At 69.0% G+C, this 16,257-nt stretch carries 15 protein-coding genes; 7 read left to right on the top strand and 8 right to left on the bottom strand.

Annotated features, from left to right (window positions below; all coding sequences use genetic code 11):
- Positions 1-27: 27 nt before the first annotated feature.
- Entirely contained in the window at positions 28-771 is a 744-nt protein-coding gene (locus LK09_RS12480; protein WP_039399871.1) for an IclR family transcriptional regulator, read from the bottom strand.
- A 110-nt stretch (positions 772-881) separates the two neighbouring features.
- Here LK09_RS12480 and LK09_RS12475 point away from each other — a divergent pair, with 110 nt between their 5' ends.
- Genes LK09_RS12475 through LK09_RS12460 form a run of 4 tightly spaced genes read left to right on the top strand, consistent with a single transcriptional unit; the run spans position 882 to position 5,285 of the window.
- On the top strand, positions 882-2,261 hold the full coding sequence (locus LK09_RS12475; protein ID WP_039399869.1) for an SLC13 family permease: 1,380 nt from the start codon (positions 882-884) through the stop codon (positions 2,259-2,261).
- Between the two features lie 28 nt (positions 2,262-2,289).
- Positions 2,290-3,495 (top strand): CaiB/BaiF CoA transferase family protein, encoded by a 1,206-nt coding sequence (locus LK09_RS12470; protein WP_082008234.1) that lies wholly within the window; start codon positions 2,290-2,292, stop codon positions 3,493-3,495.
- Positions 3,488-4,327, top strand: coding sequence for an enoyl-CoA hydratase/isomerase family protein (locus tag LK09_RS12465; protein WP_052226723.1), 840 nt, complete (start codon positions 3,488-3,490; stop codon positions 4,325-4,327). Before LK09_RS12470 ends, LK09_RS12465 begins: the two co-directional genes overlap by 8 nt.
- The gene (locus LK09_RS12460; protein ID WP_082008233.1) at positions 4,320-5,285 is read left to right on the top strand and encodes a carbon-nitrogen hydrolase family protein; all 966 of its coding nucleotides are present in this window, start codon (positions 4,320-4,322) and stop codon (positions 5,283-5,285) included. Before LK09_RS12465 ends, LK09_RS12460 begins: the two co-directional genes overlap by 8 nt.
- Positions 5,286-5,400: 115 nt before the next feature.
- On the opposite strand, the gene LK09_RS12455 is transcribed toward LK09_RS12460, so the two are convergent.
- The 3 genes from LK09_RS12455 to LK09_RS12445 all read right to left on the bottom strand — a co-directional run bounded on the left by LK09_RS12455 (position 5,401) and on the right by LK09_RS12445 (position 8,375).
- Complete coding sequence (locus LK09_RS12455; RefSeq protein ID WP_039399866.1) at positions 5,401-6,378, bottom strand: zinc-binding dehydrogenase; 978 nt, start codon at positions 6,376-6,378, stop codon at positions 5,401-5,403.
- Positions 6,379-6,493: 115 nt separating this feature from the next.
- Positions 6,494-7,627, bottom strand: coding sequence for an endo-1,4-beta-xylanase (locus tag LK09_RS12450; RefSeq protein ID WP_039399863.1), 1,134 nt, complete (start codon positions 7,625-7,627; stop codon positions 6,494-6,496).
- A 175-nt stretch (positions 7,628-7,802) separates the two neighbouring features.
- A complete protein-coding gene (locus LK09_RS12445) occupies positions 7,803-8,375 on the bottom strand; it encodes a TetR/AcrR family transcriptional regulator (RefSeq protein ID WP_231563029.1) in 573 nt (190 codons plus the stop codon).
- A gap of 75 nt (positions 8,376-8,450) precedes the next feature.
- On the opposite strand from LK09_RS12445, the gene LK09_RS12440 reads away from it, so the two are divergent.
- Together LK09_RS12440 and LK09_RS12435 are read left to right on the top strand one after the other, a co-directional pair.
- Positions 8,451-9,452: an SDR family NAD(P)-dependent oxidoreductase gene (locus LK09_RS12440; protein WP_039399861.1), complete on the top strand. Its 1,002-nt coding sequence runs from the start codon at positions 8,451-8,453 to the stop codon at positions 9,450-9,452.
- 61 nt (positions 9,453-9,513) lie between these two features.
- Positions 9,514-10,476: a magnesium transporter CorA family protein gene (locus LK09_RS12435; protein WP_039399858.1), complete on the top strand. Its 963-nt coding sequence runs from the start codon at positions 9,514-9,516 to the stop codon at positions 10,474-10,476.
- Positions 10,477-10,580: 104 nt separating this feature from the next.
- Here LK09_RS12435 and LK09_RS12430 read toward each other — a convergent pair whose 3' ends face one another.
- From LK09_RS12430 to LK09_RS12415, 4 genes are read right to left on the bottom strand one after another with little or no spacing between them, the layout of a single operon-like run.
- Positions 10,581-12,335 (bottom strand): glycoside hydrolase family 13 protein, encoded by a 1,755-nt coding sequence (locus LK09_RS12430; RefSeq protein ID WP_082008243.1) that lies wholly within the window; start codon positions 12,333-12,335, stop codon positions 10,581-10,583.
- Positions 12,336-12,349: 14 nt separating this feature from the next.
- Complete coding sequence (locus LK09_RS12425; RefSeq protein WP_039399855.1) at positions 12,350-13,261, bottom strand: carbohydrate ABC transporter permease; 912 nt, start codon at positions 13,259-13,261, stop codon at positions 12,350-12,352.
- Entirely contained in the window at positions 13,261-14,178 is a 918-nt protein-coding gene (locus tag LK09_RS12420) for a carbohydrate ABC transporter permease (protein WP_052226722.1), read from the bottom strand. The genes LK09_RS12425 and LK09_RS12420 overlap by 1 nt, the downstream gene beginning before the upstream one ends.
- Positions 14,179-14,202: 24 nt before the next feature.
- Entirely contained in the window at positions 14,203-15,462 is a 1,260-nt protein-coding gene (locus LK09_RS12415) for an ABC transporter substrate-binding protein (RefSeq protein ID WP_039399852.1), read from the bottom strand.
- Between the two features lie 110 nt (positions 15,463-15,572).
- Here LK09_RS12415 and LK09_RS12410 point away from each other — a divergent pair.
- The coding region (locus tag LK09_RS12410) for an ROK family protein (RefSeq protein WP_039399849.1) at positions 15,573-16,257 on the top strand (685 nt) is incomplete at its 3' end.

Below are 16,257 nucleotides of genomic sequence, written 5' to 3'. Positions count from 1 at the left end.
AGTTGACAGTTTTTTCTGTCATTTCATTCATCTCAAGCTCTGCAGCGTCGCGCTGATCTCCCGGGCGGTCTCGTGGACGTGTCGACCGTAGTCGTCGTAGTGGTCTCTCGTGACCCGAACGGACGGCCCCGACACCGAGACGGCGGCGGCGACGCGTCCCCCGGCGTCGAGGATCGCGGCGCCGAGCGAGGTGATCCCGTCGCTCAGCCCCTCTTCGTTGATCGAGTAGCCTCGCGCGCGAATGACCCCGCGCACGCTCCGCAGTTCGACCGGGTCCACGATCGTCGCGGCGGTCGTCGCCTCGAGCCCGGCGGCAAGGTACTCCTCGAAGCATGCGTCGTCGACGGCCGCGAGGTACGCGAGGCCCGCCGACGACGCATGCATCGGGGCGAGCGCACCCAGCGGCCGGAAGGCGCGCAGGGCATGCGCGGTGTCGAGCCGTTCGATCAGCACCATGTGCCGGTCATCCGGGACCGTCAGGTGGATCGTCTCGCCTGTCGCCAGCTGCAATGCACTGAGCGGACCGATCGCGGCGTCACGGATCCGAGACCCTCGGCTCCCGCGGCTCGCGACGGCGTACGCGTGGATGGTCAGGCTCCACTTCTCGTCGGCCTGCGCCAGCCAGCCGAATTCCTCGAGGGTCACCAGCGATCGATACACCGTCGCTTTCGGCACGTCGACGAACCGGGTGAGCTCCGACAGACCCACCGGCTGATGGTCGGCGACGGCCTCGAGCACCTGGATGGCTGTCCCGACGCTCCGGGTACTCATCGTTCCGCCTCCCCTTGACGCCACAAGCGAACGCCCTTTAGCGTAGCCATGTCAGAAATGAACCGTCGGTTCAAGCAGTGAACCGCCTGACTCGCTCAAGGAGGAGCCCTATGACACCGCCGGTCGTCGCACTCGTCATCTTCATCGCCACATTCGCCGTCGCGACGCTACGCAAGGTCCACACCGGCATCCTGATGTTCGCGGTCGCCGCGGGCGTGGGCCTGTTCCTCGCCGGGATGCCCCTGGACGACGTGGTCGCCGGGTTCCCCCTCAACCTGCTCGTCCTGCTGGTCGGCGTCACCTACTTCTTCGCGATCGCCCAGGTGAACGGCACGATCGACCGCCTCGTCGAGTTCACCGTGGCGCGCGTCGGCACCAACGCGTTCCTGCTGCCGATCCTCTTCTTCGTCCTCACCGCCGGGATCGCCGCCATGGGCTCGCCCCTCGCCGGCCTCGTCATGGCGCCGGTCGGGATGCCGATCGCGCGCAAGCATCGGGTCGACCCCATGCTGATGGGCCTCGCGATCGGAGGAGGGATCAGCAGCGGTGCGTTCGCGCCGACCAGCCTGTTCGGGATCGTGACGGTCTCGACCGCCGAGTCGGCCGGCGTGGACCTCAATCCGCTGGTCCTGTTCGCAATCGCAGCGGGCACCAATATCGTGCTCCTCGCGGTCGCGTACGTGCTCTTCGGCGGCCGCGCGCTGTCCCGGCGGCGTTTCGTCCCGGCGGACTTCACCCGTGAGTTCTCCGAGGAGAGCTCCGAGCACCGACCCGCGGGTGCGGGCGATGACGGCGCCATCCCGGTGAACGCATCCGGCTCCGCAGCCGACGGCGTCCGCGTCCTGGCCGAGTCGCGCCCGGTCGCCTCACCGCAGCGGATGCAGGTCGTCCACCTCGTGACCCTGGGACTCATGGTCGCTCTGATCGGGACGGTCATCCTCCTCGCCCTGCTGGGACTCGACCCTGACATCGGCGTCCTCGCGTTCGTGTTCGCATCCGTCCTGATGCTCATCGATCCGCCGTCGGGACGCGCCGCGGTCTCGAAGATCGACTGGTCCACCGTCCTGCTGGTCGGCGGGATCATCACGTTCGTCTCCGTGATGCAGGAGATGGGCGCCGTCGACCTGCTCGGCGACGCCGCCGCGGAGATCGGCGCCCCGCTCGTCTCGGCCTTCGTCCTGTGCGTCCTGGCCGGCTTGATCTCGGCGTTCGCATCGACGACGGGGATGCTGGCCGCGCTTGTGCCGATCGCCATTCCCCTGGTCGCGAACGGCGGCGTCGCGGGATGGGCGATCATCGCCGCGCTCGCGGTCTGCGCCTCGATCGTCGACGTCTCGCCCTTCTCCACCGTCGGCGCCGCCGTCGTGGCGACGGCCGACGAATCGGATCGCGCGCGCGTGACCAGGCTCCTCGCCAGATGGGGCCTGTCCATGGTCATCATCGGCCCCGTGCTGCTGGTGGGCCTGCTGGTCCTGCCGACCTCGCTCTGACACCCGACCACCCACGAAAGGAGCGCTTGTGAACGCTTCCCCCCTGTCTGGCATCACCGTCCTGGATCTCGGCCGAGCTCTCGCCGGCCCGTTCTGCACGGCACTGCTCGCCGACCTCGGCGCCACGATCATCAAAGTCGAGGGGCTGGGTGGCGACACCGCGCGCACCTGGCCCCCGTTCGAGGACGCGCACAGTCTCTACTTCGACTCCGTCAACCGCGGCAAGCGGTCGGTGTGCGTCGACTTCTACAGCACCGAAGGGCGCGACATCCTCCACCGGCTCGTGGCCGGATCCGATGTCCTCATCGAGAACTTCCGCGCCGGCACGCTGGCGAAGATGGGCCTCGACACCGACACGCTGCACAGGCTCAACCCCGATCTCGTCGTCGCCTCCGTCACGGCGTTCGGCGACCGAGGACCGCTGCGCGACGCCCCCGGCCTCGACCAGGTCGTGCAAGGCATGAGCGGCCTGACATCCGTCACGGGCCCCGATGCGCAGCACACTTACCGCTTCGGCGTCTCGATCGTGGACATCACCTCGGGCCTCACGTGCGCGATCGGTGTCCTGGCCGGTCTCCTCGGCCGCAGTCGCGGCGTCGATGTTCGTCATGTCTCCACGTCGCTGCTCGAGACGGCGATGGCACTGGGCACCTTCCAGGGGCAGCAAGCGCTCAGCCTCGGTATCGAGCCGGTCCCGCAGGGCAATGCCCACCCGTCGATCGCCCCCTGCGGGGTGTTCCGCACCGGATCCTCCGACCTGACGATCGCCGTGGCCAGCGACCGCCACTGGCGGGCATTCTGCCGCATCATCGACGCGGAACATCTCCTCGCCGACGAGCGATTCCTCGACGAGCCCGCGCGGCTGGCGAACCGTCGTGAGCTCACCGAACAGATCGAGTCCCGGCTCGCCTCTGCCGGCGCCGAACACTGGGTCGAGCTGTTCCACGGGGCCGGCATCCCGTGCGGACCGATCAACGGGTACCTCGCCGCCTTCGATTCGGAGCAGGTTCGGGCGCTCGAGCTCGTGCAGAGCGTCCGTCGGAACGACGACACGCTCCTGCGTCTGGTGCGCGGCCCGATCAGCGTGAACGAGCAGCCCCCTCGAGTCGGTTCCGCACCGCCCCAGCTGGGCGAGCACACGCACGAGGTGCTCCGGGAACTCGGCTACGACGATGGTGAGATCGGCGATCTCACCGTGCGGGGAATCGTCCGGGCAGGAGTGAGCGATGACTGACGGGACGCCGGAGGCATCCATCTCGTGGCGGGTCGACTCAGGCGTCGCGACCATCGAGCTGCGCAACCTCGCGCAACGCAATGCGCTGACGCCGTCGATGTGTCGCGAGCTCATCGCGGCCTTTGCCGAGCTCGATGCGCGAGAGGACGTCCTGCTGATCTTCCTCCGCGGCGCCGGCGGGACCTTCTGCTCGGGCGTCGCCGTCGCCCACCTTCGCGAAGTCCTCCTCGAGCATGCCGAGGCCGGAGACGCCGGAGACCTTCTCTCCCTCGTCGACGCGGCGATCGGAGGATGCCAGACCTTCGTGATCGCGCTCGTGGAGGGCTTCTGCTTCGGCGGCGGCTGGCAACTCGCGTCCGCGTGCGACGCGATCGTCGCCGACGAACACGCACAGTTCGCCATCACCCCTGCCAAGCTCGGCGTCATCTATCCCCGGGTGGGGCTGGAACGGCTGGCGCGTCTGGCAGGTCCATCGGTCGCGAAACTCCTCCTCGCAACGGGGATGCGCTTCGATGCCACGCAAGCGCTGGGCTACGGACTGGTCGCCGACGTCGTGGCCGAGAACGGGCTGGACGAACGCGCGGCCGAGCTCAGTCGTGCTTTCCTGTCCAACTCCCAATTCACCATCTGGGCGACGAAGCGGCTGATCGACGCCGAGACCACCGCGGCACCGGAACTCGACGACCTGTGGCGGCGCCTGCGCCGCGAAATGGCAACCGGCCCGGACGCCGATCTCGGCATCCGGGCGTTCACCGCGCACCACCGACCCGTCTTCCCCTGGCGCCGCACGACTGCGACCGCACCCCTCTCCGAAGGAGACCCGCATGCCTGAACTGACCGTCGCCGCCGCCCAGTACGCCCCGGTGTACCTTGACACGGCGGCCACCATCGAGAAGTGCGCGACCATCGCCGACGAGGCATCCCGACGCGGCGTCGACCTCCTGGTCTTCCCGGAATGCTTCGTCTCCGGCTACCCCGAGTGGGTGTGGCGGACACGACCCTGGAGCAAGACGGCGCGCGCCAGCTACCGCCTCCTGTTCGAACAGGCGATCGAGGTCCCCGGACCCGACGCCGACGCGCTCGCGACGATCGCCCGGTCACATCGCCTGCACCTCGCCGTCGGCGTCACCGAACGGTACGGCTCCACGCTCTACAACACGCTCCTCGTGTTCGGTCCCGACGGTGCGCTCCTCCTCCATCACCGCAAGCTCATGCCGACCGGTGGCGAACGACTCGTCTGGGGCAGCGGGGACGGGTCATCCGTCCGCGCGGTCGAGACGCCCATCGGACGCATCGGGGGCTTGATCTGCTGGGAGAACTACATGCCGCTCGCGCGCACTGCTCTCTACGCGGACGACGTGCAGATCCACCTCGCTCCCACGTGGGACTCCGGCGACGTCTGGGTACCGACCCTGCAGCACATTGCGAAGGAGGGGCGAACCTACGTCATCGGGGCCTGCCAGGCGTTCCACACCGACGACGTCCCCGCCGGCATCCCGGGCAGGGAGGAGATGTACCCGGAGCCCGCCTGGATCGCACGCGGACTGTCCACGATCGTGCACCCGAACGGCAAGATCCTCGCCGGACCGCTCGCCGACGAAGAGGGGCTCGTCGTGGCCGACATCGACGTCGACAACTGCGCGGACGGCCGAGGGCTCTTCGACGCCACCGGCCACTACGCCCGCCCGGATGTCTTCCAGCTCATCGTCGACCGGACGCCCCGCCGACCCGTCGGCGAGCGCGACACCGCGAATCACGTGCCCGGTCTCGAGGACGCCGAATCGGGATGACCGATCCGGATCGGCAGGTACGGATGGCGGTGCCGCGTACGCCTGGCGGCCGGATGCGGCCCCAACAGACCGGCATCCGGACGGATCGCCGCCATCCGTACCTGCGTCGACAGCGTCAGGGGCGCAGCAGAACCTTGCCCACCCGGCCCGGCGTGACGCTGGCATCCACCGCGGCGCGCACATCGTCGAATGAATGGATGCTGTCCACCGGCAGCGAGAGCCGACCGGCCCCGACGAGCTGGAACAGCTCGCCGAACAGGGCGCGCCGGGTCGCGGCATCCATCGCGGCCGAGACCTTGCTGCCCCAGAAGCCCTTGACGGTCAGCTGCTTGAAGATGATCTCGCCCGACGACAGCTCCATCCGGTCGGAAGCCATCGCGCCGAACGACACGAGCGTGCCGCCCTCGCCGAGAAGGTGCACCAGATCGCCGGATGCCGATCCGCCCACCGAGTCCACCGCGGCGACGATCGGCTTGGCACCGGCCAGCTCGAGCACCCGTGCGCGCCAGCCGTCACCGACGGTCGCGACGACGTCGGGGATGCCGGATGCCGCAAGCTCCTCGACATCCGACTCGCGTCGCACGAGCCCGATCACGCGGATGCCGCGGCTCGCCGCGATCTGGGCGACCAGGCGCCCGACGGTGCCGTTCGCGGTGTTCTGCACGATCACGTCACCGCTTCCGACACCGAGGTAGTCGACCAGCGCGATCGCGCTGAACGGCATGGAGATGAGCTGCGCGGCGACCTCGTCCGGGATGCCGTCCGGCACCGGCACCACGGCACCGGCCTTGGCGATCGCGAACTCGCTCCACACGCCGAAGGTGCCGCCGGTCGCGACGCGCTGCCCGACCTGGATGCCCTCGACCTCGTCGCCGATCGCGTCGACGATGCCGACCGCCTCGGTGCCGGACCGGGCGGGCAGGTCGGGCTTGTAGCCGTACGAGCCGCGGATCGTCCACAGGTCGTGGTTGTGGATCGGGGCGAGGAGCACCCGCAGGCGCACCTCGCGGGGGCCCGGCTCGGGCAGGGGAACGTCTTCGACGCCGAGAACCTCGGCCGGGTCACCGAATTCGTGATGGATGATCGCACGCATGGTCCGAGGCTACGCGCGCGGGCAGGATGCCGGGCCGGAGGGACGACGTCCGCACATCTGTGCACGACGGCGAAGATGCGGGATGCCGCGACCCACGGCATCCCGCATCTTCGCGCTACCGGGCGCCCGCGCCGGAACCGGTGCGGTGGGGCGCGCCCGTGGTGGCGAGATCCTGCTGCAGCGCGAAGTACTGCGCCTTGGGCGTGTAGCCGGCGTCGTAGAGGTTCGCAGCTCCTTCACCCGCGAAGACCCCCGGCACCCACGAGTGTCCGTCGTCGAAGCCCCACACCGTGTACGAGATGCACGAGCGCACCGCGAGGCACGCCTGCAGGGTCTGCGAGTAGGCCGCGACCTGTGCGGACTGCTCGACCGCGGTCACGGGCAGGGTGGTGCGCACGTCGACCTCGGTCTCGGCGACGTTCAGGCCGAGGTCGGCGAAGCGCTGCAGGTTCGCGCGCAGGTCGGGCAGCGGGTACTGCGTGTCGAGGTGGGTCTGGAAGCCGACGCCGTCGATCGGCACTCCCTCGGCCTTCAGCTGCGTGACGAGCGCGTAGACCGCATTGCTCTTGGGGCCGGTGTACTCGATGTTGTAGTCGTTGTAGAAGAGCTGCGCCTTCGGGTCGGCCGCGTGCGCCCAGCGGAACGCATCGGCGATGTATCCGGGCCCGAGCTTCTGCAGGAAGATCGAGTCGCGCAGCGTGCCGTCGTCGTTGAAGGCCTCGTTGACGACATCCCACTGCCAGATCTTGCCCTTGAAGTGCGTCACCTCATCGGTGACGTGCTTCTTGAGCACGGCGCGCAGCTCGTCGGCGCTCATGGCGGGCGCAGCCTGGACGAGCCAGTCCGGCAGCTGACTGTGCCACACGAGAGTGTGACCGCGAACGAGCTGGCCGTTGGCGCGGGCGGACGCGACCAGCCGATCGGCGGCCGCCCAGTCGTACGTGCCACGCGTGGGCTCGACGAGCTGCCACTTCATGACGTTCTCGGGCGTCACGGTCGAGAACTGCTGGTCGGTGATCGCCGTGTAGGTGGCATCCGTCCCCAGCAGATCGGTGTTGACGGCCGTGCCGATGCGCAGGCCGGACCTCGCGGCGAGGGCACGCAGCGAGTCCGACGGCACCGAGCCCGTCGCGGACGGGGCGCCGTTGGTGCCGTCCTTGGGCGCGGCGTGGGCGGCGGCCGGGCCGAGCGTGAGCACGGCGGCGAGTCCGGCGATGCCGGCGCCGATCAGAGGGTTGCGAAATCGCATGGAGTACTCCCTTGTACGGATGTCGATGAGCCCCCGCCGCAGCCTTGCCGGCGGGTCGCGACCCAAGCTATTTAGCGCCCACAGCGGTGTCAAACGTTTTCGAGAACGTTTTCAACGATGGTTCAACCGACAACAAATGCGCGCCCCAGCGGCGAATTCTGTCGGTGGAGCGTGTCTAGGGCGCGGCGATCCCGTGCAGCAGCGTGTCGACGACGGCCTCGGCCTGGGCGGTGTCGAACGCGCGGCCGAGCAGCGCCGCGTACGACGTCAAGGCCACGAACTGGTCGGCGATGACGGACGGGTCGATGTCGGGGCGCACCTGACCGGCATCCTTCGCGGCGGCGATGCGCTCCGTGACCCACGCCACCGTCTGGCCGGCGAAGCGCCGGTTGAGGGCAGCGCCCAGTTCGGGGTCGGTCGCGGACACCGCGATGAGGGCGCGAGCCAGCGCGACGTTCTCGGGCCGGGCGAGGTGCGCGCCGACATCCGCGAACCACATCCGCAGGTCGGCGGCCAGGTCGTCGGTGGGCTGTCGCGCGGGCGATTCGCCGGGGATCTCGCCCTCGAGGAGCGCTTCACCGAGGATCGCCGCCTTCGACGGCCACCACCGGTAGATGGTCTGCTTCGAGACGTCCGCCTCGGCCGCGAGCCCCTCGATCGTCACGGCGGCGTAGCCCTCGTCGGCGATCGCTCGGCGCATGGCCGCGAGCACGGCTTTCCGGGCTTTCTCACTGCGAGGACGAGGCATGTTCCGAGGGTACCGAGGGGTAGCCTGATCAATACGTGGACGCACCGTTGCGTAACTCGAGAAGGAGAAGAAAGAATGGCCCTCACCGCGAACTCCTCGATCGGCGACTGGCTGAACGACCCGGTCGGCAAAGAGCTGATCCAGGGCCTGCTGGCCCAGTCCGGTGCGAGCGCCGACGCCCTCACGCCCGTGCTCGGCCTGCCGCTGCAGCAGCTGGTCACCATGAGCCAGGGCGCCATGCCGCAGTCGGTCGTCGACGACCTGGTCCGCGCCGCGAACGACGGGGAGATCCCCGCCGACGACGCCCCCGCCGGCTGGACCGAGCAGATCACCCCCGGCCGCTTCGCCGGCAAGACGGTGATCGTCACCGGCGCGGCATCCGGAATCGGCAGGGCGACGGCATCCCGCATCGCTCGCGAAGGCGGCCGCGTCATCGCGTGCGACATCGCGGCCGAGAAGCTGGATGCCTTCCGCGCCGAGCTGCCGGATGCCGACATCGTGACCCTCGCCGGCGACCTGACCCGGCAGGAGAACATCGACCGTGTCGTCGCGGCGGCCGGCGACCGCATCGACGGCCTCGCCAACGTCGCCGGGATCAACGACGACTTCTCCCCCGCCGGTGAGACCCCGGATGCCGTGTGGGACCGCGTCATCGCGATCAACCTCACCGCCCCGTTCAAGCTGATGCGTGCCGTGCTCCCCGCGATGCAGGCGGCCGGACGCGGCGCGATCCTCAACGTGTCGAGCGAGGCCGGCCTGCGCGGCAACGCGTCGGGCAACGCCTACACGGCCAGCAAGCACGGCATCGTCGGCGTGACGAAGTCCGCGGCGTTCATGTACGGACCCCAGGGAATCCGGGTGAACTCGGTCGCACCGGGCGGCGTGGCCACCGGCATCCCCTTCCCGCCGAACGTGTCGCAGGCCGGATCCGCCCGCCTCGCCCCGTTCCAGCAGGCGATCCCGACGGTCGCGACGGCAGAGCACCTGGCGGCATCCATCACGTTCCTGCTGTCGGACGACGCGGTGAACATCAACGGCGCGATCCTCGCCTCCGACGGGGGCTGGTCGGTGCAGTGAGGATCCGCACGGCGTGCATCGGTACGCTTGCGGGCACTCAGTCCGCGAGCCCCGGAGCACCATGCGAATCCTCGACACCATCGACGACGAACTCATCGCGCAGCTGCGCCGCGACCATGAGTTCTTCTGGCTGGATGCCACCGGCCTGACGCCCGCGGACATCCAGCGCCTGGGCATCCTCCTGGGTCTGCACCCGCTCGCCGTCGAAGACAGCGTCAAGTTCGGCCAGCGACCCAAGCTGGATGCCTACGGCGACACCGCCCTCCTCGTGCTGGAGGGCGGTGTCGCCGCGCAGCCCGAGGACGAGAACGAGCATCCGCTGGAGGAGATCCACTGCCACCTCAGCGGGGACTTCGTCGTCACGCTGCACCGCAATCCGTCGCCGGACCTCGCGGCCCTGAAGACCGTGTTCGCCCGGCACACGTCGACGCGCAGCGAGCAGTACCACGTCTACAAGATCATCGACGTGGTCGTGGACAGCTTCTTCCCGATCCTCGCCGACCTGGACGAGGAGATCAACGACCTCGAAGACGCCATCGTGTCCGGCGCCGGAAAGCGCGAACTCGCCGAGACGTTCCGCCTCAAGCGGCTGCTGCTGCGCCTGCGCAAGGCCGTCGTTCCGATGCGGGACGTCTTCGCCCGGGAGATCGAGGTCATCGCCGATCTCGCCGGGCTCGAGGCCGACAGCCACGACTACTTCCGGGATGTCTACGACCACCTGATCCGCATCACCGACGAGCTGGATTCGTACCACGAGATGGTCGCGGGATGCACCGACCTCTACCTGTCGACGGTCGCGAACAAGCAGGGCGAGACGTCGAAGCAGCTGACGATCATCGCGTCGATCTTCCTCCCGCTGAGCTTTCTCACCGGGTTCTTCGGCATGAACTTCAGCTGGGAGGTCGGGCACGTGCTCGTCGGCCCGTGGGCGTTCTTCGTGCTCGGGCTCGGCACGATGGCGGCCTCCGCCGGGCTCATGTGGGCCTGGTTCCGCCGCAAGGGCTGGACCCGCTCCGACGGCTAGGCCGGGCGTCCCCCCTCCATCTCGGATCCGTTCCGCTGTCCTGGATTGCGTCCCCGGGTGCATTTCAGGACAGCGGAACACATCGGCGGGCGGGACCGGCGGGCTCAGGAATCCGCGGGTGCGATCCAGACCGTGCTCTCCCCCGGCATCATCCCGCCCTCGACCGGCGCGGTCGCGAGCACGACCTCCCCGCTGCCGGCCTCGAGCCGATACGGCTCGGAGCCGAACACCGTGACGACCTCCCACCCGCCCGGGCGACGGAATCGCAGCACGTCGTCGCGCCCCGTGTCGACCCAGTCCAGCTGCTCGGCGGACTGCAGCCGCTCCCGCAGCGCCAGCGCGCGCCGGTACAGGGTGAGGCTGGATGCCGGATCGGCGGCCTCGGCATCCACCGCGAACCGGGCGAACCAGTCCGGCTGCGGCAGATGCGCGCCGCTCGTGCCGAACCCGAACGCGGGGGCGGATGCCTCCCACGGCAGCGGCACGCGGCATCCGTCCCGGCCGATCTCTTCGCCGTGCGTGCGGAAGAACGTCGGATCCTGCCGCTCGTCGGCGGGGATCGCGGCGACCTCGTGCAGGCCGAGCTCCTCGCCCTGGTACAGGTACGTCGAACCCGGCAGGCCGAGGATGAACATCGTCGCCGCCGCGGCGCGCCGGCCCCCGCGCTCCCGGTCGAGCACGGACTCGTCGCCCCCGCCGAGCAGCCACTCGCCGCCGTGGCGGGTGGGCGCCGTGGCACCCGGCCGCGCCGCGGGCAGGCCGTACCGGGTCGCGTGACGCACCACGTCGTGGTTCGACAGCACCCACGTGCTCGACGAACCCGACCGGGCCGCGAGCGCCAGGTTGTCGGTCACGATACGCCGGAACTGCGCGGCGTCGAAGTCGGCTTCGAGCAGGTCGAAGTTGAACGACTGGCCGAGGCTCTCCGGGCTCGCGTACCGCGGCACCCGGTCCGAGGCCACCCAGGCCTCGGCGACGGCGGTGCGGGGCGGGTCGTACGAGTCGAACACCTCCCGCCATTCGGCGTAGATCTCGTGCACGTCGTCGCGGTCGATCAGCGGGTGGTTGCCGTCGATCGGGATCAGCGCCAGCTCGGCCGCCGACGGCAGCGGCTCGGTGAGGTCCTTGGTGAGCATGTGGGCGACGTCGATCCGGAACCCGTCGACGCCGCGATCCGACCAGAACCGCAGCGTCTTGATGAAGTCCGCGTGCACGTCGGGGTGGTCCCAGTTGAGGTCGGGCTGCTCTTTGGCGAAGTGGTGGAAGTACCACTGGCCGTCGGCGACGCGCTCCCACGCCGGACCCCCGAACACCGACACCCAGTCGGTGGGGGGCTCGGCGCCGTCGGGCCCGGTGCCGTCGCGGAAGATGTACCGCTCGCGCTCGGCCGAGCCGCGTCCGGCGGCGAGCGCCGCCTGGAACCACTCGTGCTGGTCGGAGGTGTGGTTCGGCACGATGTCCACGACCACCTTGATGCCGCGCTCGTGCAGCGCGTTCAGCATCGCGTCGAAGTCGTCGAGGGTGCCCAGGCGCGGGTCGACGTTGCGGTAGTCGGCGACGTCGTAGCCCCCGTCGGCGAGCGCGGACGGGTAGAAGGGGCTCAGCCAGACCGCCCCGACGCCGAGCTCGGCCAGGTAGTCGACGCGGCTCAGGATGCCGGGGATGTCGCCCAGGCCGTCGCCGTTCGCATCCGCGAAGCTGCGCGGATAGATCTGGTAGACGACCGCCTGGCGCCACCAGGGCGCGAGGGCGGGGTCGGCGATGTCGCGAGCGAGGTCGAGGGAGGTTGTCACGGCGGTGGGTCCTTTCGAGGTGGTGGCGTGACGGACGGATGGACGGGGTTCGGGATGCCGCGGCATCCCGATGGCGCGGGTCACCCCTTGACGGCACCCTGCGTGACGCCCTCCATCACCCAGCGCTGGGTGAACAGGTAGGCGACGATCGCGGGCGCCATGGCCAGGAGGTAGGACGCGAACGAGACGTTGTAGTTGTTGCTGAACTGGGTCTGGAACAGCTGCTGGCGCACCGGCAGGGTCTGCAGCGCCGGGTCGGAGATGATGAGCGAGGGCATCATGAAGTCGTTCCACGCGTACAGGAACGCGAAGATTCCGATCGTCGCGCTCATGGGCGCCAGCAACGGGAAGATCATGTGCCGGAAAGTCTGCCAGGTGGTCGCGCCGTCGATGCGGGCGCTCTCCTCGAGCTCCAGCGGGATCGACCGCAGGAAGGCAGTGAACAGCAGCACGCTGAAACTCAGCTGGAACATCGTGGCGAGGATGATGACTCCGCCCGGGTTGTCGAGGTGCAGGATGCCGGTCAGCTGCACCTGCGGCAGGGCCACGACGGGGAACGGGATGAACATCGCCGCGAGCAGGTAGAAGAACGAGAAGCGAAACAGCCGCTTGTCCCAGTTGCGCACGATCGCGTACGAGGCGAACGCGCTGAGCAGGATCGTCGCGATGACCGTTCCGGCGGTGACGAGGAACGACATGAGGGCGCCGACGGGGAAGTCGGTGAGGTTCCACGCCTGCACGAATCCGTCGAGGCTGAACGGGGCGGGCAGCGAGAACGCGTTGCCGTCGACGGCCTGGGCGGTGGTCTTGAACGCCATCGTGACGGTGACGTACAGCGGCACGAGCACGGTCACGGCGCACAGGATCAGGATGATCGTGCCCGACCAGTTCACGCGCTCCATCCGGGTGCGGATGCGGCGGCTGCTGCGGTCGGCGCCGAGCGTGAGCGCGGCGGTGGTCGTCTCGGCGACGAGGGCGGGTTGGGTGGACATCAGAGGGCGCTCCTTCCGCGCGTCGCTGCGAGCTGGACGAGGGCGATGAGGATGGTGATGACGAAGAAGATCGTGGCGTTGGCCATCTGGTAGGCGTAGTCGCCGCTGGTGAGGCCGCCGACGATCGTCATCGCGATGCTGCTGGTCGAGGTCCCGGGCCCGCCGTTGGTGAGGCCCTTGATGATGTCGTAGGCGTTCAGGAAGCCCTTGAATCCGAGGATGACATTGATCACGACGTAGCCGAAGATGAGCGGCACCGTGATGCGGACGAGCTGCTGCCGCTTGGTCGCCCCGTCGATGGAGGCCGCCTCGTACACGTCGCCGGGGATGGCGAGGATGCCGGCCATGTAGATCAGCAGCGATCCGGGGATCGCCTGCCAGGCGGTGACGATGACGATCCCGACCCACGCCCAGTCGGGGTTGGCGAGGATGCTCTGCTGCAGGAAGGGGATGCCGGTCAGGTTCCCGAATGCGGGCAGCGAGTTGGAGAAGAGGAAGTTGAAGACGAACGCGATGATGATGCCGGAGATCACCATCGGGATCACGAAGATGGTGCGCAGCCCGGTCTTGATGCGGATGCGCGAGGTGAGCCCGACCGCGAGCAGCAGCGCGATGATGTTCACGGCGATCACCGTGACGATCGAGAACCCGATCGTGAACAGGTAGCTCTGCAGGATGAGCGGGTCGCTGAACAGGGCGATGTAGTTGGTGAAGCCGGTGAACTTCCACGTGCCGATGCCGATGGAGTTCGTGAAGCTGAAGAAGATGCCGATCACGGCCGGCACCGTGATCGCGAGCGTGAACAGCACGACGGTGGGGATGAGGAACCAGTAGTAGATGGGCTCGACCCGGCGCCGGCTTCGCTGTGCGGGGGTTCGTCGTGCCCCGCGGGTCACGATGGCCTGTGTGGTGGTCATGGGAGGACTCCCTTGCTTCCCGGGCTACTGCCGGAACGCCAGGCGGGCGAAGTCGGCGTCGATGGTGCGCAGCACCTGGTCGGGCGCAGACCCGAGGATCATGGCCTGCGTGTAGTTGAAGATCGGGATCGCCTGCGGCACGAGCACCGATGACCCCTGGTAGACCTTGTCGTCGTCGACGTAGGGCTTCAGGCCGAGGATGCGCGGGTCCGTCGGCGGGGCGGCGCCGATCGTGGGATCGAATCCGAGCTGTGACGCGTTGTAGGCGTTGATCACCTTCGGCTGGTAGAGGTACGCGAGGAAGGCGCGGGCGGCATCCTTGTGCGGGGATGCCTCGGGGATCCACGCGGCCAGGTCCATGTTGATGCGCACCTTGAGGTCGGCGGGGTCGTTCGTGACCGGCAGCGGGAAGGTGCCGAGCGCCAGCTTCGGCGCCGCCTTGGCGATCTCGCCGAACGCCCACGGGCCCTGTAGGTACATGGCGGCCTTACCTTCGGCCATGGCGGTGTTGCCATCGCCGTACGCCCGGCTCGCGGCATCCTTGTTGACGTAGGCGGCCAGCCGGATCATCTTGTCGACCGGGGCGGCCTGGTCCTTCTGGAACGAGACGGCCGAGGTGGGGCCGACGTCCACGCCCTCGGCGTTCAGGGCTTTGAAGAAGGCGACCGTGTCGAGCATCCCGCCGACGGAGTAGTCGTACCAGCCCTGCCCCACCGTCCACGGGTCGGCGAAGGTGGCGTAGATCGGCGTGACCCCGGCTGCCTGGAACGTCTTGCACGCGGCGAGGAGCTGATCCCAGGTCCGCGGCACGGTCACGCCGTACTTCTGGAAAAGCTGCTTGTTGTAGATCACGCCGGATGCCATCACCGAGTACGGCAGCGCGCTGGTGCGCCCGGCGCAGCGCCCGTACTGGTCCATGAACGGGGTCAGGCTGGGCTTGACCTCTTTCGCGGCCGCCGTGCCGGACAGATCGCTGAGCGCGCAGCGCTGCACGAAGCGCGCCGTCTCCATGTTGTAGTTGTTCAGCGCGATGTCCGGCGGATTGCCGCGCACGAAGCCTGCCGCGAACGTGTTGGACGTGTCGAGCACGACCGTCACCTTGTTCTGCGACGCGTTGTACTTGTGCACGAGGTCGGTCATGAAGCCGATCGCCTCGCGCTTGCTGAAAGCGAACCGGATGGTCTCGCGGCCGTCCGGGGAGCATCCGGCCAGCAGTGCTCCCCCGAGCGTCAGCACCGCTCCGACCGCGATCGCCCGCAGGGCTGTGGTTCGTCGTCCCGTCACTGTGGATTCTCGCTTCCTTGCGACCCGAGTAATCTCGATTATTAGATTTACTCGTCAAATCAATGTCTGTACGGCAGTATTGCAGGGCGAGACAGGAAAGGTCAAGAGTCGTGTCGACATCCCTCCAGACCCCGGCGCCGCGTCCGGCGAGCCTGGATGCCGTGCTCTCCCACGCCTGGTCGGCCGACGAATTCACGGCCACCGAGGTCATGGACGGCACCGGCCTGACCCGGTCCACCGCGATCGACGCGATGGACACCCTGACGCAGCTCGGCCTGCTGCAGGAACTGCCCAACGCACGGCAGGCGGGCGAGTACCGCAAGGGGCGGCCCGCCCGGCGCTTCGCGCTGCGGGACGACGCCGCGGTGCTCGTCGGGCTGGATGCCGGACACGAGCACATCACGGTGAGTGTCGCCGACCTGCGCTCGCGGATCCTCGCCACGCACCGCACCCGGCTGGAGCTCGACCGCGATGACGCCGCGACGCGGCGCACCCGGATCGTCGCCGCGGTGGATGCCGCGCTGGCCGAAGCGGGCCGCTCCCGCGACGAGGTGCTGGCGGTCTGCGCGGGGGTCGCCGCGCCGGTGAACTCGGCCGGGCGATCGCCGCGGCATCCCACCGGATTCTGGGAGCGCATGAATCCCGGACTCGTGGACGCCCTCGACTGGGCGCCGGTCGTGCGGATCGACAACGACGCGTCGCTGGCCGCGTTCGCCGAGGGGACGGTCGGCGCGGCGGTCGGATGCCGCGACTACATCGCCCTCCTCGCCGGCGCCCGGCTCGGCGCCGGCGTCG

Origin of the sequence: Microbacterium mangrovi (assembly GCF_000802305.1) — a bacterium.
GTDB classification, from domain to species: domain Bacteria; phylum Actinomycetota; class Actinomycetes; order Actinomycetales; family Microbacteriaceae; genus Microbacterium; species Microbacterium mangrovi.
The sequence above is the reverse complement of the archived record's forward strand: the minus strand, read 5'-3'. Positions and strand labels throughout refer to the sequence as shown.